This is a genomic window from Actinomadura sp. HBU206391, from assembly GCF_014323665.1.
Classification (GTDB): Bacteria; Actinomycetota; Actinomycetes; order Streptosporangiales; family Streptosporangiaceae; genus Actinomadura_C.
In genome coordinates this window covers 1-3,194 of record NZ_JABVEB010000440.1, presented here as the reverse complement: position 1 = coordinate 3,194, position 3,194 = coordinate 1, and the positions used below count along the sequence as shown (strand labels likewise).

The window sequence follows — 3,194 nt, the reverse complement described above, 5'->3', positions numbered from 1 at the left end:
CCCGACTCGGTGCGGACGGCCCTCGACCATCTGCTGCACGGCGTCGTCGTGGTCGACGACCTGCCCGCCGCCCGGGCCCTGGTCAAGACCAGGCCGGAGCTCCGGGCGGTCACCCGCGACGGCGACCTGCTCGGTGCGCACTGGGCGCAGGGCGGGGCCACGGGCGGCGCGCACGGGCCGTTGCAGATGCGGGCGGCGCTGGACGAGGCGATCGAGGCACTCGCCGCCGCGGCCGACGAGGCCGGGCGGAGCGCGGCGGTGCTCGACGAGGCGGCCGCCTCCGAACAGCGCGCTCAGGCGGCGCTCGACGCAGCCAGGGTGTCGGTGAACCAGGCGCAGGCCGCGGCGGGAGAGGCGCAGTCGGCGCTCGACCGGGTCCGGGCCCGGCTGCGTGAGGTCGACGCCAAGGCCGCGCATGAGGCCAAGCAGCTCGCGCGCCTGCAGGCGGCGGGGCAGGCGGCCCGCCAGGAGGTCGAACGCCTCGCCAAGGCCGCGTCCGCCGCCGAAGAGGCACGAGAACGCGACGATCAGGGCATCGCCGAGCTGCAGGAGCGGCTGGAGATCGCCGAGGCCGAGGAGGACCTCGACGTGGAGCCCGATCTGATCCGCCGCGACGAACTCGCGGAGCGCTGCCAGGAGCTGCGCTCGGCCGAGATGGAGGCACGCCTGTCGGTCCGTACGGCCGAGGAACGCGTGAAGGCGATCGCCGGGCGCGCCGACGCGCTGGAGCGGGGTGCACTCCGGGAGCGGGAGGAACGAGCCCGCGCCGCGGTGCTCCGCCAGCGCAGAGCGCGGCAGGCCGACGTCGCCAAGGCCGTCGAGCAGGGTAGCCGCGTGGCCCTGGACCGGATCGAGGCATCGCTCAGGGACGCCGTCACCGAGCGCGAGGCCGCTGAACGCGGTCGCGAGAGCCGCGACGCCGAGCTCAAGATCGTACGGAATCAGGTGCGCGAGCTGTCCGGCCGGCTGGAGAAGCTCGTCAACGTCGTGCACGGCAGCGAGGTTGCCCGCGCCGAGCAACGGCTGCGGCTGGAGCAGCTCGAGACCCGTGCGCTGGAGGAGTACGGCGTCGAGGCGGTGTCGCTCATCGCGGAGTACGGCCCGGACCAGCCGGTGCCGCCGGCGCCGGACGCCGGTGAGGACGCGGTGCCGCAGCCGTACGACCGGGCCGTACAGGAGAAGCGGGCCAAGGCCGCCGAGCGTCAGCTGACCACCCTGGGCAAGGTCAACCCGCTGGCCCTGGAGGAGTTCGCCGCGCTGGAGGAACGCCACGCTTTCCTCACCTCACAGCTCGAGGACCTGAAGAAGACCCGCCGTGATCTGCTGACCGTGGTCAAGGAGGTGGACGAGCGGGTCGAGCAGGTGTTCGCGGCGGCCTTCGCCGACACGGCGCGCGAGTTCGAGCGGATCTTCTCCCGGCTGTTCCCCGGCGGCGAGGGCAAGCTCTCACTGACCCAGCCCGACGACATGCTCGCCACCGGTGTCGAGGTCGAGGCCCGGCCACCGGGCAAGAAGGTCAAGCGGTTGTCGCTGCTGTCCGGCGGTGAGCGGTCACTGGTCGCCATCGCCATCCTGGTGGCCATCTTCCGGGCCCGGCCCTCGCCGTTCTATGTCCTCGACGAGGTGGAGGCGGCGTTGGACGACACCAACACCACGCGGCTGCTGACCATCCTCGAGGAACTGCGCGAATCGTCGCAGTTGATCATCATCACCCACCAGAAGCGCACCATGGAGGGCGCCGACGCTCTCTACGGGGTGAGCATGCGGGGCGACGGGGTGACGCATGTGATCAGCCAGCGCATCCGCGAACCCGAGCACGCCTGACGGTCAGCGCCCGGTGGGGGACGCCACTGGAGACAGGGCGTACTCCAGTACGCCGGTCCGCCCGCAACTGATCTGCATCGTCTGGGCGGTGCCCGCCACGCGGGCGCCGAGACCGACGCACATGCCGCCCGCGGCCTTGGGCAGCAGGCGGAACAGCGGGCCCTTCCGCGACGACTCGCTCGCCGGTGTCACGGCGAACCGCTGCAGCACCGACCTCGGGTCGCACGACGAGAGATGGATCAGCGCCCCCTCGGAGCGCGAGTCCACGGTGGCGCACCAGATGTCGTCGTCACTGGTCGTGCCCTTGATCGTGTACGCCCCGCCCTGGACGGCCTGGAAGCGGAAGCGCTGCAGGGTGTCGTCCACCACGCAGGTGTCGCTCGCCAGCGTCGGCCGGAAATCGTTGTCGGGCAGGACCGAGAGGCACTCGTCGGCAGGCCGGCCAGCCGCGGGATGCACGGTGTACCAGCCGTTCGTGGGCAGCCCGATGGAGGACACTGAGGCGGCCTCTTCCGGTGCCGCGGATCCGACCCGCGCACTGGCCTGCGCAGGTGCGGCGCCGCGGCCGACCGACGGGCCGTCGGCCGGCCACAGGGAGATCGCCACGATCACGACGGTGATCAGTACCGGGGCCATGACCAGCAGCGAGACGGAACGGTGACGGTGCGGCCGGCGGTGACGGGGCCTGTGATCGTCGGTTTCGGGCGCTTCTCCCTCGGGCGATTCGTCTCTCGAAAAGGGTCCAGAATGGGATTCGGTAAAAGTCGCACCGGGTGCGGTCCGGTCCGCCGGACCGGCGGCGATGCGGTCGTGGATGCGAATCCATTCCCGCTGGACGGCGGGGCTGCAGCCACACGCGCGCACGAAGGCCGCGACCATTTCCTTGGGCGGAAGGATGTCGTGGTCGAGCAGAACAGTCAGCCGGCCTGTGGGCAATCGGTCCCCGTCGGCGGTGGCCCTGGACTCCAGTTCGTGGATCGTCAGGCCCGACCACTGCTGAAGTCTCCGCATCAACGCGACGAACTCGATGGGCGTCTTCGCGTCGCTGGCATGCGGCGCGAGCCGGGTACCGGACACTGTCGTCCCCTCAAGCCACTGATTCAGGCTATTGCGGGCATCGTAGTCATTTGCGGGTCAGTCGTGTCAGCGGTTGGCTATGTGAGCTGTTACGAGGATTATTCTAGATTCGTACCCCGGTGTGCGCGTAACGGAGGGCTTCGCGATGTCTTCTGGCGAGTCTCCTCCCGCATCCTCGCCGGCGTCCCATTCCGATGATCTGCCGCAGCATGCTCTGAGTCGCTCCACCGAGTCCAGGGTCGGCATCACGTTCGTGCTGCTCATGCAGCTCAGGGTCCTTGCCGTGGGCGTGA

The 3,194-nt window shown here is 70.5% G+C and carries 2 protein-coding genes; one reads left to right on the top strand and one right to left on the bottom strand.

The features are described 5' to 3' along the window. The coding region (locus HKK72_RS37950; RefSeq protein ID WP_187239217.1) for an AAA family ATPase at window positions 1-1,824 on the top strand (1,824 nt) is incomplete at its 5' end. 3 nt (window positions 1,825-1,827) lie between these two features. Here HKK72_RS37950 and HKK72_RS37945 read toward each other — a convergent pair. After that, the gene (locus tag HKK72_RS37945; protein WP_187239216.1) at window positions 1,828-2,901 is read right to left on the bottom strand and encodes an RICIN domain-containing protein; all 1,074 of its coding nucleotides are present in this window, start codon (window positions 2,899-2,901) and stop codon (window positions 1,828-1,830) included. Window positions 2,902-3,194: the final 293 nt, after the last annotated feature.